Source organism: Maribacter sp. MS6 (assembly GCF_056839185.1).
Genome location: NZ_CM166389.1, coordinates 3,319,407 through 3,337,728 on the forward strand (window position 1 = coordinate 3,319,407; position 18,322 = coordinate 3,337,728).

The following is an 18,322-nucleotide window of genomic DNA, read 5'->3' on the forward strand; positions in this document are numbered from 1 at the left end:
TTTTCATCAATAAAGAGGTTACTTTGTACGGATTGAAAAATCTTTTACACGGAATGAAGGGAATAGTTTATAAGTCGACGGGAAGCTGGTATACGGTAAAATCGGATAATAACGATTTTTATAATTGTAGAATTAAGGGAAAGTTCCGTATTAAGGGGATTAAAAGTACCAATCCAGTAGCTGTTGGAGACAGAGTTCATTTTGAAGTAGAAACAATAGGGGACGATACCATCGGAATCATTAACAAAATTGATGAACGTAAAAATTACATCATTAGAAAATCGGTAAACCTTTCTAAGCAAACCCATATCATAGCCTCTAATTTAGATCAGGTATTTTTACTTATTACCCTAAACAATCCTCCTACACATTCTATTTTTATAGATCGTTTTTTGGTAACTGCGGAGGCTTATCATATTCCTGCTATTTTGGTGTTCAACAAAATTGATACCTATTCAAACGAAGAACTAGACGAGGTAAAATACTTAGCCTCAATGTATAGGGAGATTGGATATACCTGTATAGGAATTTCGGCTATTACCGGTAAAAATGTCGAAACTATTAAAGAATGGATGGTAGGTAAGACTTCTATGTTTTCCGGACATTCAGGTGTTGGTAAATCAACATTGATTAATGCTATAGACCCCAATTTAAATCTTAAAACGGCCCAAATTTCAGAGCAGCATTTACAAGGACAGCATACCACAACCTTTGCAGAAATGTACGATATGGATTTTGGTGCACAAATTATAGATACCCCTGGAATTAAGGGTTTTGGTATCGTAGATATGGAAAAGGAAGAAATAGGGGATTACTTTCCGGAGTTGTTTAAACTGAAACAAGATTGTAAGTTCAACAACTGTATACATATCGATGAGCCAAAATGTGCAGTTAAAGATGCTTTGGAAGCAGGAGAAATTGCTTGGAGCAGGTATCAAAGCTACCTTCAAATGGTTAAGGGAGAAGATGAAAATTATCGTGTAGACATTCATGAAGAAAAAAAATGAGAGCAGTCGTACAAAGAGTTTCTAGGGCTAGTGTAATGGTAGATGAAAAAAGTATCGCTTCCATATCAAACGGAATATTAGTCCTGCTGGGCATTACCTACGAAGATGAAGCGGATGATATACAATGGTTAGTTCGCAAAGTAACCAATCTTCGTATTTTTAATGATTCTGAAGGTGTTATGAATCTATCGCTGCTAGATGTAGAAGGAGAAGCCATTGTAGTAAGTCAGTTTACCTTATATGCCGCCACCAAAAAGGGTAATAGGCCTTCTTACATAAAAGCGGCAAAGCCAGAGGTTGCCATTCCCTTGTACGAAGATTTTGTAATGGAATTGGAGAAGGAGCTAGGTAAAAAAGTAGGTACTGGTATTTTTGGAGCCGACATGCAGGTTGAATTATTAAATGATGGACCTGTAACTATTATCCTCGATACCAAAAATCGAGAATAGTTGCGCATTATCATATTTTTCTTTTTTAGATGTAAGAAAATTGGGAGTTTAGCGTTAGTAAAATAATCTCTAAACCACTTAAATGCGATTAATTTTTATAATAGCTTCCTTGTTTTTCTGTTTGAGTAGCGCTTCACAAGAAATAGAATATCAATCTCTTTCATTGGATAAAAGTCTTATCGATAACGCAAATGCAGTGATACGGTTAGACGAAATGAAAATTGTTTTATCAGCAACCAACAAAATGACTTATGATGTAAGGCAAGTTGTTACTGTGCTTAACAGAGAAGGGAACGGATTCGCAACAAATCAAGTTGCCTATGATAAGGAGCGAAAGATAAAGAATCTTGATGTGTTCATATATGATAGGTTAGGTAAGGAAATAGAGCATATTAAAAAGAAAGATTTTAAAGATGTTAGTGCTGCAGATGGTTTTTCGTTGTATACAGATGATCGCTTACTTGTAAATAGATATACTCCTACTAATTATCCGTATACAATTGAATTTAATTATTCTATTGAGACTTCTGACACTGGCTTTTTTCCACCGTGGTATTTCCTGTCTAATTATAAAGTTAGTGTTGAAAAAAGTTATTATTCAATTACTTATGCTACTAGAGAACTTAAGCCAGAGATCAAAGAACTAAATCTTGAAAGTATAGCTTTTTTAAAAAAAGATGAATCGGGAAAAGTAGTTTATGAAGCGTCAAATATTCCAGCTATTAAATCAGAAAGTCTTGGTCCTCCATTTAGAGATATTGTTCCAAGATTAAAAGTGAGATTAAGAAAGTTTAATTTGAAAGGTGAAGAGGCTCAAGTAGATGACTGGAAAGACATGGGTATATGGATGAATAATGCACTGTTAAAGAATAGAGCGATATTGGAAGAAGCTACTGTTTCAAAGGTAAAGAGTTTGGTTAAAGGTGTAGATAATGATTTAGAGAAAGCAAAAATTATCTATGAATATGTACAAGAGAATACCAGATATATTAGTGTTCAGATAGGTATTGGAGGGTGGAAACCGATTAGCGCCATTGATGTAGATCGTGTGAAATATGGAGATTGTAAAGGCTTATCAAATTATACACATGCCTTACTAAAAGCAGTAGGCGTTCAATCATACTATACGGTTATCTATGCTGGGAGTAGACAAATTGATTTTGATGTTGATTTTGCGGCCTTGCAAGGTAACCATGCCATTTTAGCCATACCTTATAATGATAAATACTATTGGATTGATTGCACCTCGCAAGTGAACCCTTTTGGTTTTGTTGGTGATTTTACTGATGATAGAGCTGCTTTGGTTATAAAACCTGACGGTGGGGAAATCGTGAAAACCGTCGCCTATATCAATGACGATAACTATCAATTTACGAAAGCTGAATATAGCTTAACTAATTCAGGAAGTATTTCTGGTCATGCAACTATTAGTACGAAGGGTATTCAATATGACGACCGCTTTAGATTAGAACGAGAATCAGATGATGATGTAATAAAACATTACAAGAACTATTGGAGTAATATTAATAACCTGCATATTGATAAGTATAGTTTTGAAAACAATAGGGATAATGTTGTTTTCACCGAAAAAGTTGATTTGAACGCATCTAACTATGCTTCTATAAGTGGTAAGCGTATTTTATTTGCTGTAAATACCTTTAACAAGAATAGTTATGTACCACAACGATACAGAAATAGAAAGCTACCCTTTGAGATTCAGCGAGGTTTTTTAGATGAAGATGAGTTCACGATTCAGCTTCCTGAAGGATATCAAATTGAAGCTATTCCCACAGAAAAAACTATTGATACTGATTTTGGAACTTACCATATATCTTTTGCAAAAGATTCGGAATTAAATGCTATCCACTACAAAAGAAAGCTACTTATTAAAAAAGGGAGTTATGCTAAAGAAAAATATGCGGACTATCGCAATTTTAGAAAGCAAATTGCTAGAGCAGATGATGCACAAGTTGTTCTTTTGAAAAAATAACCATTACTATACCAACAAATACCAATAACATGATTAAAACTCAAAATTTTCTGCTTGTAATTTTAGTATTAATGGCTTCAGTAATAAGTGCTCAAGATTTCAAATTTGGTAAAGTTTCTAAAATAGAACTTGAAGAGGACGTATATTTAAAAGATTCTTCAGTTTCAGCAGCTGTTTTGTACAGAAGAAAAAACATTAATTTTGAATATGTTCAAAGCGTTGGTTTTAAAGTTGTTACCAGTGTACATGAACGAGTGAAAATATATAGCCAAGATGGTTTTAAATATGCAACTATTACAGAATCATTGTACGAAAATGGTGGGAGTAGAGAAACTATTTCCAGCATAAAAGCGTTTACATATAATCTTGAGAAAGGAAAAATTGTAAAACATAAAATGGATAAGTCAGGTATGTTTTCAACTTCAATAAACGAAAATAGAAATGAAGAGAGGTTTACGTTGCCAAATATAAAAGAAGGTAGTGTTATCGAGTATGAATATAAGATTAACTCTCCTTTCTATTATAATATGGATGAAGTTGTGTTACAATATGACATTCCCATAAAAAAGCAAGAAATAAATATAAGCACTCCTGAATATTTTGTATTTAAGCCAAATATAAAAGGGTATTTACAAGTGACTCCTGAAATTGGTAGAAAATCTGGTAAAATCTCTTTGACTTCAAAAAATCGGAATAGTGGAGGTGGGTTATCCACTCCTACTACTAGTTTTAGAAGTAACACTATAGATTATCAAATTAATACTGCAATATATGCTATGGAGAGTGTTCCTGCATTAAAAGAAGAACCTTTTGTAAATGACATGGATAATTATCGTAGTGCTGTAAAATATGAGCTGCAATCTGTTAACTTTCCACAATCTGTTCCTGAAAATTATACAACTTCTTGGGAAAAAGTGGTAAAACAGATATATGAGAATGGCAATTTTGGGGGACAACTAAGGTCAAGTCAATATTACAAAAAGGATTTAGAAATTATATCTAATGCTAATAATTCAGACATGGAACTTGCCACAGCTATTTTTGTACATGTTCAAAAGAGAATGACTTGGAATGGTTTTACTGGTTACATAACGGATAAGGGAGTTAAGGAAGCTTATAAAGAAAAGTCAGGTAATATTGCGGATATAAATTTGATCCTAACTTCAATGTTACAGAAAGCTGGTTTAAGTGCTAATCCTGTATTGTTAAGCACAAGAGATCATGGTGTTCCTTTGTTTCCAACAATGGAAGGTTTTAATTATGTGATAGCCGCAGTTCAAATTGATGGAGCAACTTTTTTGTTTGATGCAACAAACAAATATTCCAAACCTAATCTTTTGCCAACAAGAACCTTGAACTGGTTTGGTAAATTGATTAAGAACGATGGCAGTTTTAGAACAGTAAGTTTGCTTTCAAAGAAAATTTCGAAAGAGAGTGTTAGTGCGAGTATTAGTCTCAAAGAAAGTGGAAATATCAAAGGAAAGATAAGAACAATTTATTCTGATTACGAAGCTTATATTTTTAGAAACAAGAATGGCTCTGTTAATGAAGATGAATATTTGGAAAAGTTGGAAAGGAATAACGAAGGAATGGAAATCGACGGGTATACGATTAAAAATAAAATGACAATTGGAAAACCAATAATGGAAAGTTTTGCCTTTAATTTAGATGCTCAGGCGGATGTAATAGGAGATAGAATCTATTTTACTCCTTTGTTTCATCTAGCTTTAACTGAAAACCCATTTAATCTTGAAGAAAGAAAATATCCAATAGATTTTACTTATCCATGGCAAAAGCATTATTTAATAAATGTTGTTTTGCCCGAGGGTTATGAGTTGTCCTCTACTCCCGAAAATATTAATATGGTTATGCCTGATAACCTTGGCGGTTTTAAATATGCAATCGCTAAAAATGGCAATAATTTGCAAATACTAGTTGATTTTAAAATAAATCAAGCCATCATTTCTGCTGAATATTATAAAGGGTTGAAAGATTTTTTCAAAAATACAATCGAAAAACAAACAGAAAAAGTAGTTTTATCTAAAATCACTTCAGATGGAATTTCAAAAAGCACAGCAGGCGGTAGATAGGTGGATAAAAGAACACGGAGTTCGCTATTTTAACGAGTTAACGAATATGGCCCAGCTTACCGAGGAGGTAGGAGAGGTAGCGCGCATCATCGCGAGACGCTACGGGGAACAGAGCGAAAAAGAAAGTGATAAGGGCAAGGATTTAGGGGAGGAATTGGCAGATGTGCTTTTTGTGGTACTTTGCTTGGCCAACCAAACAGGGGTAGATTTGCAACAATCCTTTGATAAAAAGTTAGATCTAAAGACCAAGCGAGATCACGACCGCCATCACAATAATAAAAAGTTGAAATAATACTATATTTACCGCTCGTTTTTAATATACACTATCTTGAAACTTCTCCTTATCGGCCCTGCCGAAAACGAATTACACGCACTTATTAAAATTACGGGTTCTAAAAGTGAATCTAATCGGTCGTTGTTATTGGCCGCTTTATATGATGGCATTACCATTGACAACACCTCCAATTCTGACGATGCCAGAGTTATGGCAGAAGGTTTAAAGAAGACTTCAGGTACGGTAGATATTCATCATGCAGGTACGGCAATGCGCTTTTTAACTGGATATTTTTCCGGACAAGAAGGAAAGAATGTGGTACTTACAGGTTCTAAGCGAATGAAAGAAAGACCTATCAAGATTTTGGTGGATGCCCTTCGTAACCTAGGTGCCGATATTTCTTATGAGAAGGAAGAAGGTTATCCTCCCATTAAGATAAACGGAAAAGCCTTGACCAAGGATAAGGTAAGTCTGCCGGCAAATGTGAGTAGTCAGTATATATCATCACTGCTACTGCTAGCTCCAAGCTTAAAAAACGGTCTTGAAGTGGAACTGGTAGGTAAAATTACATCCGTGCCCTATATAAAAATGACCTTGGGTCTTTTGGATGAATTGAGCATACCTAATTCGTTTGAAGGGAACCTTATAAAGGTAAGTCCTAAAGCTTCGGTTATCCCTACACGTTTAGTAGTGGAGTCTGATTGGAGTTCTGCTTCGTATTACTACAGTATTATTGCAATGGCAGCTATTGGTTCGGAAATTAGCTTAACGGCCTATAAACGGAACAGTTTACAAGGCGATAGCGTTTTGGCGGAGCTATACATTCATTTTGGTGTGGAAACAACGTTTGGAGTAAACACCATAACATTGAAAAAGGTAAGCGAACCAAAGAACGAAACGGTAGCGTTTGATTTGGCAAACGCACCGGATATAGCGCAGACCATAGCTGTAACGACCTTTGGACTTGGTATGGGATGTCACCTAACGGGTCTACATACCTTAAAAATAAAAGAGACCGATAGATTAGAAGCTTTGTATACGGAACTGAGTAAATTTGGAGCCAATATTTCAGTAACCGATAAATCCCTCACCATAACTCCATCTCAAGGCTTTAGAAAAGATGTAGTTGTTGATACCTACAATGATCACAGAATGGCTATGGCGTTTGCTCCCTTAGCAATGAAAACCACCCTATTTGTAAACGATGCAGAGGTCGTTTCCAAATCTTATCCCGACTTTTGGGAAGACCTAAAATTGATTCAATTCACGATTACCGAATTATAATCTCGCATTTACTTGACAACCCCTATTGCCAGATTGTATCTTTGCAGCCGCAATTCTGTACAGAAAGGAATAGATTTAAATTAGTTGGAAGTTAGAAGCTGTTACTAATAAGGATTTTTACAGACTTGCATTCACTATTAAAAGAAACATACAACACATGAAATTATCGCACTTTAGTTTTGAGCTTCCAGATGAATTATTGGCAGAGCATCCTTCTGAAAATAGGGACGAGTCTAAATTGATGGTTGTCCACAGGGAAACCGGAAAAATTGAGCATAAGATGTTCAAGGACATGATCGATTATTTTGATGAGGGTGACGTTATGGTATTGAATAACACCAAGGTTTTTCCGGCCAGACTTTATGGAAACAAGGAAAAAACGGGTGCGCGTATCGAAGTGTTTTTGTTACGAGAGCTTAATGAAGAACAACGGTTATGGGATGTTTTGGTTGATCCTGCCCGTAAAATCCGTATAGGTAACAAATTGTATTTTGGTGATGACGAAACTTTGGTGGCAGAGGTGATTGATAATACAACTTCAAGGGGACGAACCTTACGATTTTTATATGACGGTGCTTATGTAGATTTTAGAAGAAAATTGAAAGAATTGGGTGAAACTCCATTACCAAAATATATAAAAAGAGACGTAGAGCCAGAAGATGCAGACCGTTACCAGACTATTTACGCCAAGCATGAAGGCGCAGTAGCTGCACCAACGGCAGGAATGCACTTCTCTAAACATCTTCTAAAAAGATTAGAGATTAAAGGTATTGATTTTGCAGAATTGACCTTGCATGTAGGTTTAGGGACTTTTAACCCGGTAGAAGTAGAAGATTTATCCAAACATAAAATGGATAGCGAAGAGTTATTTATTGACGAGAAAGCAACGGAGATTGTAAACAACGCTAAAACGCAAAAAAGAAGAGTTTGTGCGGTAGGTACTACTGCAATGAGAGGTTTAGAAAGCGCGGTATCCTCCAATCACACTTTAAATACATATGAAGGCTGGACTAATAAATTTATCTTCCCTCCATATGAGTTCAGTATTGCAAATGCGATGATAACGAATTTTCATTTGCCTAAATCTACTTTATTGATGATGATTTCGGCATTTATGGGTCATGATTTAATGAAAAAATCCTACAAGGAAGCTATTTTGGAACAATATAAGTTTTACTCTTATGGTGATGCTATGTTGATCATATAATAGTTTAGATATTCCCGAACCTATGCTGAATTCATTTGAACATAGGCGAGAAGCTATTTGTTGAATAATTAAAAAATGAAATCCCTCTTATACCAAAATTGATACAAGAGGGATTTTTTATTAAGTAACTGTGGAGACAAAAAAGAGAGATGTAAGGGCATTGACTAAGGATCAACTCCGAGACTTTTTTGTAGGTCAAGGAGACAAGCCTTTTCGGGGTAATCAAGTGTACGAATGGCTTTGGCAAAAAGGGGCGCATTCCTTTGATGTGATGACCAATCTTTCCAAGCACACACGGGATATGTTGGAAGCTAATTTCGTGATCAATCACATAAAAGTAGATTTGATGCAACGCAGCTCGGACGGGACCATAAAGAATGCGGTTCGCTTGCACGACGACCTTGTTGTTGAATCTGTTTTGATACCCACTAAAACTAGGACTACTGCATGTGTTTCGAGTCAGGTTGGCTGTAGTCTGGATTGTAGATTTTGTGCTACATCGCGACTAAAGCGAATGCGGAACCTAAATCCTGATGAAATATATGACCAAGTGGTTGCCATCGATAATGAAAGTCGCTTATACTTTGATAGGCCTCTAAGCAACATTGTATTTATGGGTATGGGAGAACCCCTTATGAACTACAAAAATGTTTTAAAGGCGATTGACATGATTACCTCTCCCGAAGGATTAGGAATGTCACCCAAACGTATTATTGTGTCTACATCTGGAGTTCCAAAACTCATAAAGCGTATGGCGGACGAGGAAGTACGGTTTAAACTAGCGGTATCCTTACATTCTGCTATTGATGAGATACGGACCTCCATTATGCCCTTTAATGCCACGTTTACGTTGGCTGATTTGAGGGAATCTTTGATTTATTGGTATGATAAAACCAAAAGTAGGATTACGTATGAATATGTAGTTTGGGAAGGCATCAACGATAAGAAAAAGGATGTGGATGCGCTAGTAGATTTTTGCCGGTTCGCCCCATCTAAAGTGAACCTTATCGAATATAATCCTATAGATGATGGTGAGTTTCAGCAGGCCTCCAATGCAGCTATTGACATGTATGTGGAAACCTTAGAGAAAAATGGTATTACAGTCACGGTAAGGCGTTCTAGAGGAAAGGATATCGATGCTGCATGCGGGCAATTGGCGAATAAGTCTTAAAGGCCACCGATTCATTTTTTAGTTTAGTATATTCCTGTTTTTGTCATTGCGAGGTACGAGGAGTCCCTCAGTAGTTTGGATGGACTTTCTTGATTTTCAATTAGGTCCGCGCTCTTTCTGTTGTATTGGAGTGCTGGTTTTTTACCTTTACTCGGCATCAGTAAACCTTTAGACTTAATACCATCCGGATAACACCGTTTACTCCCCGCTTTTCGTTAATTTTGGTTTAAAACCAATTAGGTTGAAAATAGTAGCGCAAATAAAGGAACCCGTTGTCCAGGAAATGGAACTTTTTGAGTCCAAATTTCGGGAATCCATGACTTCGAAAGTAGCGCTGCTCAATCGTATTACGCACTATATCGTTAATAGAAAAGGCAAGCAAATGCGACCTATGTTCGTGTTTCTTGCGGCTAAACTTCTTAATAATGGTGAAGTAAACGAACGAACATATCGCGGGGCTGCAGTAATTGAGCTCATTCATACGGCTACCTTAGTGCATGATGATGTAGTAGATGAAAGCAACAAACGTAGAGGCTTCTTTTCTATTAATGCTTTATGGAAGAATAAGATTGCGGTACTCGTTGGAGATTATCTGTTGTCGAAAGGATTATTGCTTTCCATTGATCATGGCGATTTTGATTTGTTGCGCATTATATCTGTAGCCGTAAGGGAAATGAGCGAGGGAGAACTATTACAGATTGAAAAAGCACGCCGCTTAGATATTACCGAAGAAGTATATTACGATATCATCCGCCAAAAAACAGCAACCTTAATAGCTGCCTGTTGCGGTTTAGGAGCCTGTTCCGTAAAGCCAGAAAGTGATGATGTAGAAGTTTTTAGAAAATTCGGGGAACTTTGCGGAATGGCATTTCAAATAAAGGACGATCTTTTTGACTACGGAAACGAACGTATAGGGAAACCTACAGGAATCGATATCAAGGAACAAAAAATGACACTTCCGCTCATATATACCTTGAACCATTGTTCCAAAAAGGAAAAAAGTTGGGTCATTAACTCCATCAAAAATCACAATAAAAACAAAACTAGAGTAAAAGAGGTCATCGCTTTTGTAAAAGAAACAGGTGGTTTGGACTATGCTGTGGATAAAATGCTTTGGTATAGGGACGAGGCTTTGAGCTTATTGCAAACCTACCCGGAATCGGAATACCGTAGTGCATTGGAATTGATGGTGAACTATGTCGTGGATCGTGATAAATAGCCTAGCCTTACTGTACCAACTTGGTACCGTTATCAACCAGTGTGGAAAATAGCATCTTTATTTTTAGTTTTAATTAATTGAAAATAAGTGTTTTAAAAAATAAATTTATTTTTTCAGCTATCTCAGGCAACTATCTTGGGTTGCATTGCGTCTATAGTAATAGAAGACCATATAAAGATTGTGAGAATTATACCTTTCTATAGAAACGAAAAACAGCTTATTAAAAAAGCTATCGATGGGAATCCGGACGCCCAACAGCGTTTGTACGCTACACATGCGCCAAAGATGTTAAGTGTTTGTAGGCAATATATAAAGGATATCCATTTTGCCGAGGATGTAATGGTAAACGGTTTTCTAAAGGTTTTTACGCATTTGGATACCTTCAAATTTCAAGGCAGTTTTGAAGGTTGGGTACGGAGAATCATGATACGGGAAAGTATCTCTTATTTACGAAAACAACAGTTTGTGGTCTATGATGACGAGGTGTATGAAAAGCAGGAGCAACAAACCAACATACAGACCACCGATTTAGATACGGAGCATATACAACGATTAATTGACGCGCTTCCCCAAGGATATAAGATGGTCTTTGTATTGTACACGGTAGAGGGCTATAAGCATCAGGAAATAGGAGAAATGTTGGATATCTCTGAGAGTACTTCAAAAACACAATTACTAAAGGCACGAAGGCTTTTACAAGAGCAATTAAAGAAACAGAATATTATTGGCTATGGAACCAGATAAGTTTGAAACCTATATAAAGTCTAAATTGGACGCACGGGAAATAACCCCTGCTTCAAAAGCGTGGCACCGTATTTCAAAGGAATTGAAATCGGAGCCGGTAGCTAAGAAACCCGGATATTTTTGGTTAAGTATTGCTGCAAGTGTAGCAGTAATAATCGGAGTCGCTATTTTTTACATGGCTAATGAGGAAAAAGTTATGCCAGTAAGTCCCGTTATAGTTCAGAAACCTGTTACGGTTCCTATGGATAACGAGGAAGAGTCCATGTTATTAGATACTGATAAGGATATTAACACACTTGCATTAGAAGACGATACAACCAAAGCCGCGGACTCAGAAAAGCAGGAGATTGCTGTTTTTACTAAAGATACCAAGTCAGATGATGGCAATCAAGGGCAAAAGGACGCTGTAGTTGCTCAGATAAATGAACAAGAATCTAAGGCTGTTGAAATCCCATCGCAACTTTCAGAAGCAGTTTTAAACGATAAAATAGCAGAGGTAGTGGCCCAAGTAGTACTTTTGGAGCAGTCTTCGCAAGTAACCGACGCCGAAGTCGATTCCCTACTGCGTAACGCTCAAGAAACTATTTTTAAAGAGCAACTTTTTAAACCGGATAAAAGTGTAGATGCTATGGCCTTGTTGACACAGGTTGAGGATGAACTTGATCAATCTTTCCGAGACCAAATATTCCAATCGCTTAAAACGGGTTTCCTTAGAGTTAGGACAGCCGTGGCTGACCGAAATAATTAACACATCATAAATCGTAAATTTCCAAACACGCCATCAAGATCAGATGGGGCAGGGAGGAGTTTATTCATCAATTAATTAAAATCAATCATAAAAAATCATGAACATGAAAACAAGTATTATGTATTTAATCGCATTGGCCACTTTGTTGGTAATGCAACAGGCCTATGCACAGGAAGATTATCAGTCCAAAATGGATAAGTTGGAAAAACAAAAAGAACGTATTACGGTTCAAGAAAAAGACGCACTCAAAATAGAGGTAGAACAGATAAATAAGCGTCTTGCCAAGGGAGAAATTACTAATGAAGAAGCCGAATTGTTAAAAAAGGAGGCAGCTACCGATCGTGCGTTGAACATAGAAAACCGGTTGGCTATTATAGATAACCAAGTGCGGTTACTGGAACGCAACAAAGGTATTCTATTACCAAGCGTAGCGAACGATTCTACTGGTCCAAATGCGATAGAAATAGGTATCTGGGTCGACGGTGAGCCTGCAGAAAGGTTTCTTTTTAAGGATAGAGCGTGGAAACGAGAATTAAAATATGATCGAAGGACCAGTTCGGATTTTGTGTTGGCAATTGGCTTGAACAATGCTTTGGTCGACAACCAATCCCTAAACGATTCTCCTTACAAGGTGGGTGGAAGCCGTTTTTTTGAAATGGGCTGGCAGTGGCGTACCCGTGTTTTTCAAAATACAAATTTTTTAAGACTTAATTATGGCTTTTCGTTTCAGTTCAATGGCTTGAAGCCCGTTGATAATCAGTATTTCGTATCGAACGGAAATGAAACCGAGCTACAAGAATTTCCTTTAGAACTGAATAAATCTAAACTTAGGATGGACAATTTAGTGTTTCCCTTGCATTTTGAATTTGGACCTTCAAAAGTTCGTAAAACGGAAAAATCCTTGCGCTACAATATCGATAAAAGTTTCCGTTTAGGAATCGGTGGTTACGGTGGCTTTAACATAGGAACACGTCAAAAACTAAAATATTCTGAGAATGGAGACCGTGTGAAGGATAAATTTAAACGAGATTATAATACTAACGATTTTATCTATGGTTTAAGTGCGTATGCGGGATTTGGCGGAGTACAACTATATATGAAATACGATTTAAACCCAATTTTTAAAGATGCGGCTGTTGAACAAAGAAACATCTCTCTAGGTCTACGTTTTGATTTGTAATCTCTTAAGTATTTATTGTAGTAAAAAGGGTGCCTTTGAGCATCCTTTTTCTATTCGGCAATAGCCTTCAATAGCTCCTCTGTAAACTCCTCCTTGTAATACACCCGTTTGCAATGCTCACATTCTGCTACTACATGGCTGGAAATCTTAAAAAGCTTGATCCAGAACAGATGCACGTAATTGGCAGTTTGGGAAACTGTTAATGTTCCTGTTTGCCCGCAAAACGGACATGAAACGTTTGGCAATTTTTTAACGGTAGATTTTCCTGGTCGGGTTCCAAAAAACAGGATCATAGGATATCGATTTAAAGAATCACTATTAAAACCATCAGGTCTTTCAAAATTTACTTTAAATGTTTGGACAACAACGAATGAAAATGGTGCACGCCTTTTTCCCGTGTGGGAGAAAATCTACCGTTGGAGTAAAAGCGGGACTTTAATCCTTTATGTACTCCCTCGACGACAAATTCGTCCTCTCGCTCTACTTTGTCAAGCAATGCCCCAGCCCCTGCATTGAGTTTGGATTCATCATGGATATACGTAAGAAACTGCACTTTTGTTTTATCCATAGAAAGGGGATGCACAATATTTACGGATAAGCCCCACGGGTAAAAGTTGAACATCATATTCGGAAAAACCCAGTAGTAATATGCAGCAACCGATTTCCCATAATCGGGATGGCCTTCCGGAAGGGCGAAAATTTCTTCTCCGCCGCTTGAATAACCTATTTGAAGATTTACATAGTCGTATACTTCAGTGGTGTAGCTTCCATAGTCCAAAGCGGCGTTCAAGTCCTCGTGAACAAAAGGAATGTGAAATCCTTCTAGATAATTGTCACAATACAATGCCCAATGACAATTAACAATGTAATCTTTGCTTAAGGTTTGGTCAAATTTAAAATTTTGTACGGGTAAAAAACCAACACGTTCGTTAAGAACATCGGAAATTTTACTAAAGTCAAAATTAGGCTTTAGATTAACGAATAAATGGTTAAGCCATGTTTTCACAGAAAATCGATGTAAATCGTCACAGGCCCGTGGGAAATCTTTTGCGTTTTCAAACTCTGGCATGGCCTTAAAAGTACCATCCATATGAAAACGTCTTCCATGGTACATGCAAGTCAGGTTTTTCTGCTTTCCAGGATGATGCACCACGATGTTTCCCCGGTGCGTACATACGTTGCTCACACAGTGCAATTGATCTTCCTTGTCCCTGACGATTAGGATAGGCTCATCGAGGTACTTTTCGTTTAATATTAGTGGATAAACAGACTGTGACAACGGAACCAGGGTAGGCATATCTCCAATCCAGTGCCATGAAGTTAAAAAAACCTTTTCCTTTAGTTGTTCAAAAATTGATTCTGATGTGTAAAAAGTCGCCGGCAGGGTTTCTGCCTTTGTAATGTCCGCATCTATTGTAAACTGTTTCATCTCCATAAAATTTTCTAACCAAGTCAAACATTTATCCTTCCGGTCCGCCATTATTTATTAAGTGCCCATTATGGGCTTTCATTGCTGTTTTTTTAAATAAACATAAGCGGGTATTCCTAAAAGTAATAGTAAAAATCCAAGAAACACAATTTCCGCTCCACAACCGATAACAATCCAAAGCGAAAATAAAAAGGCAAGACAAGCTAGGATTATTGATTTTGTATTGGTATTCTTTAGGGCCAACGCAAACGTCGCAATTGAAAACAAATAAGGCAGTAGAACGGTTAACGTAGATAATTTCATCATATAGGTAAATGCTTCTACCAGGGTTTTGGAGTAATTGGAAAGCATCAGTAATGTTGCTAGTACACTCGAAAGAACTATTCCTAGAATCGGAGATCCGTTCGTATTGGTTTTTTTAAACAATTTAGGAAATAGCTTATCGGAAGCCGCTGCCGCCGGAATTTGACCTTGAAGCAGAATCCAACCGTTTAGTGCACCCATTGTGGAGGCTACCGCTCCGAATGTTACCAGATACTTACCCGTGGTGCCCCATATTATAAATGCAGTATCTGCAAAAGGCGCTGTAGATTGTGCCAAGGTTTCTGGGGGAATAATGCCAATAATAATAATAAAACTGAACAAGTATAAAACTGTGGTCAATAAAGTTCCGACCAGTGTTGCCTTTGGAATAGTGGTTTCTGGTGATGTAATAGAGTTACTAGGTACGGTTGCGCTTTCCATACCCAAAAACGCAAAGAATGTCAGGGTAGTTACAGCAGTAATGTCGGGTAGTATAGAACCCGATGTGAAGGGAAAAATAAAGGCTTTTGAAAAATCCACGTAAAAAACCCCTATAATGATTATAAACGCAATCGGGATTACTTTCAGGATTGTAGTGGCAACCTGTACTGCCCCAATAGTTTTAATGTCCTTAGAATTTATCCAGGTAAAAAACCATATAAAGAACAAGCCGGTAAAGCTAGAAAGTACGGGGCTGTCCGTAAGGTTAGGAAAGAATGCACCAAGGTAGCCTACAAGTGCAACCGCTATGGCTGCATTGGTGCACCAGATAGAAATCCAGTAACCCCATGCTACCAAAAAGCCCGCAAAATCACCAAGACCAATTTTGGTATAAGCGTAAGGTCCACCACTAGTGTTCGGATATAATTTACTGAGATGGCCAAACACAAGGGCAAGCATCAACGCTCCTGCCGAAGCAATAACCCAGCCTATAATGCCGATTCCTTGGTAAGAGGCCATTGTAGCGGGGAGTAGAAAAATTCCGGCCCCGATCATGTTTCCGGTTACCAAGGCTACGGAAGGCCAAAAACCTATTTTTTTAGTCAACTTGGGTGCGTTTATTGAGCTGAAAAGAGAGCCAAACCTTCTCAAATGTAGTTATTTTAACCTTAGTGCTAGGATTCGAAATCAATTTCACTGTGTTCTAGTTTTAAGTTTACTATATTCAGTTTTCATTTTTAACTACCTTTGCAGCCTACATAAAATAGAAAATTGATTGCAAAAACTACCATAGACCAAGTATATGAAACGGCCCGTTTAGAGGAGGTTATTGGTGATTTTGTTCAGCTCAAAAAATCAGGTTCCAACTTTAAGGGCTTGAGTCCGTTCACGGATGAGCGGTCCCCTAGTTTTATGGTGTCGCCAGTAAAACAAATATGGAAAGACTTTAGTAGTGGAAAAGGAGGGAACGTGGTTGCTTTTCTTATGGAGCACGAGCACTTTACTTACCCTGAAGCTATAAAATATCTGGCTAAAAAGTACAATATAGAAGTTGAGGAAACCGAACAGTCCAACGAACAGAAAGAACAGGCCAGTGAGCGCGAGAGTATGTATTTGGTTTCGGAGTTCGCTCGAGATCATTTTAAGCAAATGCTCTTTGAAACCGAACTTGGAAAGGCAATAGGTCTTAGCTATTTTAAAGAACGTGGATTCACTGAAGAAACTATAAAAAAGTTTGAGTTGGGCTATTGCTTGGACCAATGGGACGGCTTTACAAAGGCGGCTCTGGATAAAGGGTATAAGCTTGACTATTTGAGCAAGACCGGTCTTACGATTGTAAAGGAAGATGCCAATAATACAAGAACCTTTGACCGGTTTAAGGCTAGGGTCATGTTTCCCATCCACTCCCTAAGTGGCAGGGTCTTGGGATTTGGGGGTAGAATCCTTACGAATGATAAAAAAGCGGCCAAATACCTTAATTCGCCCGAAAGTGATATTTACCATAAGAGTAAAGTGCTTTATGGTATTTACCATGCCAAACAGGCTATTGCAAAAGAGGATACCTGTTATTTGGTAGAAGGCTATACAGACGTGATACAGTTTTATCAGCGTGGAATACATAATGTGGTTTCCTCTAGCGGTACGGCCTTGACGCCGGAGCAAATACGACTTATCAATAGGCTTACGAAAAATATTACGGTACTCTTCGATGGAGATGCAGCAGGCTTACGAGCTTCTCTACGGGGTATAGATTTGATTTTGGAACAGGGCATGAACGTGAAGATATGCACCTTTCCAGAGGGCGAAGATCCCGACAGCTTTGCCAAGAACAATGAGTTAGAAGAAGTACAGTCTTATTTGCTGGACAATTCAAAGGATTTTATTCAATTTAAAGCATCGTTACTGGTGCAGGAAGCATCCAACGATCCTATAAAACGTGCCGATACGGTTCGTGATATTGTGAATAGTATTTCTAAAATCCCCGACCGTATTAAAAAGGAAATCTATATTCAAGAGTGCGCCCAGATTATGAATATATCCGAGGCTGTACTTTTTAATACACTTGCCCAAATAGGGAAAAAGGATATTGCGGAAGCTAAAAAACAAGAAAAACAGGAAGGGAAGGCTTTTGATGTTGTCCGTAACGAGACGGTACAAGAGAAAGTTGATGTTCAGTTTGAGCTGGAACGTAAAATTATTGAGCTCCTTTTGGTGTATGGTAACAAGACCGAGGAATTTGAAGATTTGGTATTAAAGGAGAACGAGAAAGGAGAACTGGTAATGGAACCAGAATCGGTAGAGAGTACCGTTTACGAAAAGATATTTTTAGACTTGCAGGAAGATGAAATAGAGTTTACCAATGCTAAATTTAAAACAATTTACTATTTATTAATAGAAGCGTTGAGCCAATCCAAGGACTTCGCTATTCAGGGTTTTATGACTGGGGTTGAGCAGGAAATGGCAAATGATATTTCCTCTATTTTGATGGAAGAGGAGCGGTATAGCCTAGATAATTGGGAAAGTAAGGATATCTATCCCAAGACTAAGGAAAAGGGAATAGCCCAGTTGGTTAGTGAAACAATTTTGACCTTACGTTGTTTTCTGATTAAAAAAAGAATGTTATCCTTGCAAACCGAAACGAAAGATGTGCAGAGCGATAACAAAGAAGTGTTGGAAGAAATTATGAACTATTTACAATTAAATAAATTGTTAAATAAAAAACTGAACAGGGTGCTATCTTGATAATCAGCTGCTTTAGAAATCAAAAAAACCCGCAATCGCGGGTT

Annotated in this window: 16 protein-coding genes; 13 read left to right on the forward strand and 3 right to left on the reverse strand. The window is 37.5% G+C overall.

What is annotated here, in order from left to right:
- The first annotated feature begins 53 nt into the window (after positions 1 to 53).
- From rsgA to MS6x_RS14560, 12 genes are all read left to right on the forward strand, one after another.
- The gene (gene rsgA, locus MS6x_RS14505) at positions 54 to 1,007 is read left to right on the forward strand and encodes a ribosome small subunit-dependent GTPase A (RefSeq protein WP_482603185.1); all 954 of its coding nucleotides are present in this window, start codon (positions 54 to 56) and stop codon (positions 1,005 to 1,007) included.
- Complete coding sequence (gene dtd, locus MS6x_RS14510) at positions 1,004 to 1,456, forward strand: D-aminoacyl-tRNA deacylase (RefSeq protein WP_482603186.1); 453 nt, start codon at positions 1,004 to 1,006, stop codon at positions 1,454 to 1,456. The genes rsgA and dtd overlap by 4 nt, the downstream gene beginning before the upstream one ends.
- Positions 1,457 to 1,538: 82 nt before the next feature.
- Positions 1,539 to 3,446, forward strand: a complete 1,908-nt coding sequence (locus tag MS6x_RS14515; protein WP_482603187.1) for a DUF3857 domain-containing protein — start codon at positions 1,539 to 1,541, stop codon at positions 3,444 to 3,446.
- A gap of 29 nt (positions 3,447 to 3,475) precedes the next feature.
- A complete protein-coding gene (locus MS6x_RS14520) occupies positions 3,476 to 5,536 on the forward strand; it encodes a DUF3857 domain-containing protein (RefSeq protein WP_482603188.1) in 2,061 nt (686 codons plus the stop codon).
- Entirely contained in the window at positions 5,502 to 5,828 is a 327-nt protein-coding gene (locus MS6x_RS14525; RefSeq protein ID WP_482603189.1) for a nucleotide pyrophosphohydrolase, read from the forward strand. The genes MS6x_RS14520 and MS6x_RS14525 overlap by 35 nt, the downstream gene beginning before the upstream one ends.
- Before the next feature lie 36 nt (positions 5,829 to 5,864).
- Complete coding sequence (locus tag MS6x_RS14530) at positions 5,865 to 7,094, forward strand: 3-phosphoshikimate 1-carboxyvinyltransferase (RefSeq protein WP_482603190.1); 1,230 nt, start codon at positions 5,865 to 5,867, stop codon at positions 7,092 to 7,094.
- 157 nt (positions 7,095 to 7,251) lie between these two features.
- A complete protein-coding gene (gene queA, locus MS6x_RS14535; RefSeq protein ID WP_482603191.1) occupies positions 7,252 to 8,301 on the forward strand; it encodes a tRNA preQ1(34) S-adenosylmethionine ribosyltransferase-isomerase QueA in 1,050 nt (349 codons plus the stop codon).
- A 130-nt stretch (positions 8,302 to 8,431) separates the two neighbouring features.
- Entirely contained in the window at positions 8,432 to 9,472 is a 1,041-nt protein-coding gene (gene rlmN, locus MS6x_RS14540; RefSeq protein ID WP_482603192.1) for a dual-specificity RNA methyltransferase RlmN, read from the forward strand.
- A gap of 241 nt (positions 9,473 to 9,713) precedes the next feature.
- A complete protein-coding gene (locus MS6x_RS14545) occupies positions 9,714 to 10,691 on the forward strand; it encodes a polyprenyl synthetase family protein (protein WP_482603193.1) in 978 nt (325 codons plus the stop codon).
- A gap of 180 nt (positions 10,692 to 10,871) precedes the next feature.
- Complete coding sequence (locus MS6x_RS14550) at positions 10,872 to 11,435, forward strand: RNA polymerase sigma factor (protein ID WP_482603194.1); 564 nt, start codon at positions 10,872 to 10,874, stop codon at positions 11,433 to 11,435.
- Positions 11,422 to 12,183 carry a hypothetical protein gene (locus MS6x_RS14555; RefSeq protein ID WP_482603195.1) on the forward strand — a complete coding sequence of 254 codons (762 nt, stop codon included), beginning with the start codon at positions 11,422 to 11,424 and terminating at the stop codon, positions 12,181 to 12,183. The genes MS6x_RS14550 and MS6x_RS14555 overlap by 14 nt, the downstream gene beginning before the upstream one ends.
- A gap of 103 nt (positions 12,184 to 12,286) precedes the next feature.
- A complete protein-coding gene (locus tag MS6x_RS14560) occupies positions 12,287 to 13,363 on the forward strand; it encodes a hypothetical protein (RefSeq protein WP_482603196.1) in 1,077 nt (358 codons plus the stop codon).
- A gap of 50 nt (positions 13,364 to 13,413) precedes the next feature.
- On the opposite strand, the gene MS6x_RS14565 is transcribed toward MS6x_RS14560, so the two are convergent.
- The 3 genes from MS6x_RS14565 to MS6x_RS14575 form a co-directional block, all read right to left on the reverse strand.
- On the reverse strand, positions 13,414 to 13,656 hold the full coding sequence (locus tag MS6x_RS14565; RefSeq protein ID WP_482603197.1) for a zinc-ribbon domain-containing protein: 243 nt from the start codon (positions 13,654 to 13,656) through the stop codon (positions 13,414 to 13,416).
- Positions 13,657 to 13,706: 50 nt separating this feature from the next.
- Positions 13,707 to 14,792, reverse strand: coding sequence for an aromatic ring-hydroxylating oxygenase subunit alpha (locus MS6x_RS14570; protein WP_482603198.1), 1,086 nt, complete (start codon positions 14,790 to 14,792; stop codon positions 13,707 to 13,709).
- 78 nt (positions 14,793 to 14,870) lie between these two features.
- Positions 14,871 to 16,142 carry an amino acid permease gene (locus tag MS6x_RS14575; protein ID WP_482603199.1) on the reverse strand — a complete coding sequence of 424 codons (1,272 nt, stop codon included), beginning with the start codon at positions 16,140 to 16,142 and terminating at the stop codon, positions 14,871 to 14,873.
- Between the two features lie 165 nt (positions 16,143 to 16,307).
- Here MS6x_RS14575 and dnaG point away from each other — a divergent pair, with 165 nt between their 5' ends.
- A complete protein-coding gene (gene dnaG / locus MS6x_RS14580; RefSeq protein WP_482603200.1) occupies positions 16,308 to 18,278 on the forward strand; it encodes a DNA primase in 1,971 nt (656 codons plus the stop codon).
- Positions 18,279 to 18,322 lie beyond the last annotated feature (44 nt).